General features: G+C 75.0%; 3 protein-coding genes. 1 reads left to right on the top strand and 2 read right to left on the bottom strand.

Annotated features, from left to right (window positions below):
• Positions 1-830 (top strand): CpsD/CapB family tyrosine-protein kinase (locus ACXYMW_RS19665; RefSeq protein ID WP_459037027.1); only part of this gene is annotated, 830 nt, incomplete at its 5' end.
• Between the two features lie 13 nt (positions 831-843).
• Here ACXYMW_RS19665 and ACXYMW_RS19660 read toward each other — a convergent pair.
• Together ACXYMW_RS19660 and ACXYMW_RS19655 are read right to left on the bottom strand one after the other, a co-directional pair.
• Positions 844-2,166 (bottom strand): GumC family protein, encoded by a 1,323-nt coding sequence (locus tag ACXYMW_RS19660; protein ID WP_459037026.1) that lies wholly within the window; start codon positions 2,164-2,166, stop codon positions 844-846.
• Between the two features lie 148 nt (positions 2,167-2,314).
• The gene (locus tag ACXYMW_RS19655; protein WP_459037025.1) at positions 2,315-3,034 is read right to left on the bottom strand and encodes a 4'-phosphopantetheinyl transferase family protein; all 720 of its coding nucleotides are present in this window, start codon (positions 3,032-3,034) and stop codon (positions 2,315-2,317) included.
• Positions 3,035-3,123 lie beyond the last annotated feature (89 nt).

Genomic DNA, 3,123 nt, shown 5'->3' with positions numbered 1-3,123 from the left:
CAGCCACCACCGCGCGCCCGGCCGCGCCGGCTATCCCGGGGGGGCCCCTTGCGCCGCCGCCGGCGCAACTGCCGCAGGCCGCGGATCCGGCGGCGGCGCGGATCGCCGGCCTCTGGGCCAGCCTCGGCAGCTTCCCGCTCGACGAGGGGCATCTCGACCGCAACCGCATCATCACCGCCAGCCGCCACGACCCGGCGCATGTCGCCTTCGACCTGCTGCGCACCCGCACCCTGCACGCCCTGGCCGAGCGCGGCTGGACGCGGATCGCCGTGACCTCGCCTACCAAGGGCTGCGGCAAGACCTTCACCGCCGCCAATCTCGGCATTTCGCTGGCCCGGCGCGAGGGGCTGCGCGCGGTGGTGCTCGACCTCGACATGCGCCACCCGAACCTGCACCGGGTCTTCGGCGTCCCGGCCCCCGGCCGCATCGGCGACATGCTGCGCGGCGGCCGCGCCCCGGAAGAGCATCTGCGCTGCATCGGCCCCAACGCCATCCATGCCGGGCGCCAGATCGCCTTCGGCTTCAACGAGGCCCGCGAGCCCTACGCCGCGGAGCTTCTGCAGGATCCGCGCAGCCGCGCCGTGCTCGACGACATCCAGACGCGGCTGGCGCCCGACGTGATGCTGTTCGACCTGCCGCCGGCGCTGGTCTCCGACGACGTTCTGGCGCTGCGCCCGGCCTTCGACGCGGTGCTGCTGGTGATCGGCGGCGGGATCACCACCGAGACGCAGATCCGCGAGGTCGAGCACCGGCTGGGCAGCGACGTGCCGCTGCTCGGCATCGTGCTGAACAAGGCCGAGGGCAGCAGCGCGCGCAAATACGCCTACTGAGCGCCGCGCCGCCTCACGAACCCGGATGCCGCAGCAGCAGCCGGTCGAGGATGCCCAGATCCGACACCGCCCCGCCCAGCGTCCGCATCGCCGCGAAGCCCAGCGCCGCCAGCGCCGCGACGCTGCCGAGATAGAGCAGCCGGCGCCGCGCCCGGTCGCCGCGGGTGCGGATCGGCGGCACGGTGATCACCGGCTGCACGCCGAGCCGCCGCTCGAGCTGGGCGGCGTTGCGGATCGCCGGGTTGAGGATCTCCAGGGCCAGGGCCAGCAGCACGCCGGCGATCAGCGACGCCACGCCGCCGGCAAAGGCCACCTTCTTGCGGCTGCGCGAGATCGGCACCTCGGGGACCAGCGCGGTCTCCAGCACCTCGAAGCGCTCCGCTTCCTCGCGGTCCTGCAGGATCTGGCCCATCTCGGCCTCGGCCTTGCGCCGGGTGATCACCGCGTATTGCTCCTGCAGCTGGTCGAGCTCGCGCTCCAGCCCGGACAGCGCGCGCTCCACGCCCGGCGCGCGCCCGAGCAGGGTCTGCAGCTCGCCCAGCCGGGTCTCGATCAGCGCCTTCTGCTCCTCGATCAGGGCGATCTGGCGCGCCAGATCCTCCTCGCGCAGGCGATCCGCCCCGGCCCGCAGGCGCACCACCTCCTGATCGAGCGCCAGGAGGCTCTCGCGGTAGCCGGCGATCTGGTCGCGCAGCACCGTGGCGCCCGCCGGCAGGGTGTCGGCATTGGCCTGCTTGAACTCCGCGACGGCGGTCTCGGCGGCGTCGATCTCGGCGGTGATCCGCGCCACCTCGTCGTCGAAGAACGCGAAGGTGTCGCGGGCCCGGGCCAGACCGCGCTCGCGCGCCTGCCGGATCACCGCGGTCATCAGGTCGTTGGCCACCGCGGCGGCCTTCTCGGCCTCGCCGAGCCGCACCGAGATGCGCAGCCCCGAGGGCGCGACGTCGGTCTGCCAGGGCTGGGCGTTGCCGCGGATCTCCTCCAGCGTCACCGCCTGGCGCAGCGCGTAGACGCGTTCGTTGATCGTCTCCTCGTCCTCGAAGAGCCGGTATTGCTCCATCAGCGCCAGGAGGTTGTCGCGCGCCATCAGGCGCTGCTCGATCAGGCGCACCCGGCGCGATTCCTCGCCCGGCGCCGCCGTCCCGGCCGAGGAGGTCAGCCGCTCGGGGATGCGGGCATCCTCGATCTGCACCACCGCGGTGGCCTGGTAGAGCGTCTTCTGGTTCAGGGCGAGCCACACCGAGGCGGCGGAGCCCAGAAGCGCCACCGCGACGATCAGCCAGGCCCGGCGCCAGAACGCCGCCACCACCTCTTCGAAGCTCTGGAACTGGTTCATCGTGGAAACTCCCGCAAGGCCTGCGCGGCGGTGATGCGCCCCCCGGGGCGCCGGGCGCGGGGGCACAGGCTAATCCGGCCGCGGCCGGATGGCCACGCGGCCCGCACGGGACCCGGGAAACAGCACGTTTCCGGCCCGGCCCGCGCGCTCATCGGCGCACCATGATGCCGGCGCGGGCGCGGCTGCCGCTATAGACCGCCCCCTCGGGCAGCAGCACCAGCGACAGGCAGAGACCGGCGCCCTCCCAGCGCCGCACCGGCAGCAGCGCACCCTCGGCGAAGGGGGGCACGCGGCGGACAAAGCGCAGGCCCCCCGCGGCGCCGTCCCAGACCAGGGTGTGGAACCCGAACAGCGTCCGCGACAGCGCGTATTGCGCCTTGTAGGCCGCCTCCTTCATTGAAAACAGCCGCCGCGCCGCCAGCCCGGGATCGCCGCCCAGCGCCGCCAGTTCCTCGGGCCGGCCGATCTCGCGCGCCAGATCCGGCTCCAGCGGCGCCAGCACCTCGAGGTCGAGGCCGAGCCCGGCGGCGCGGCCGGCGGGCGCCGCCACGGCGAGGCAGGCCTCGGGAATGTGGCTGATGCTGCCGGTGGTGCCGGCGGGCCAGACCGGGGCGCGGTCCTCGGCCATCGGGATCGCCTGCGGCGCCACGCCGATCGCCGCCAGCGCGGCGCGCGCCGCCGCCCGGCCGGCGGCGAACTCGGCCCGCCGTCCGGCCACCGCGCGGATCACCGCCGCCTCCTCGACCGCGTAGAGCGGCCCCGGCGCGGCGCCGGGATCGGCCTGCCCCCAGCCCAGCCCCTCGGGCCAGAGCGGCCCGTCGGGGGCGCCCAGCCGGGCCAGCAGGTCGGGGTTCGGAACCGCGCTCATGCCCGCCGCCTTTCGCGCATCTGGCGCCGCCGCGCCATCCCCGCGCGGCGCGCCGCGGCGCGGTCGGGCAGTTCGGCAACCGGCCCGGT

It is taken from the genome of Roseivivax sp. CAU 1761 (assembly GCF_054482755.1).
The sequence above is the reverse complement of the archived record's forward strand: the minus strand, read 5'-3'. Positions and strand labels throughout refer to the sequence as shown.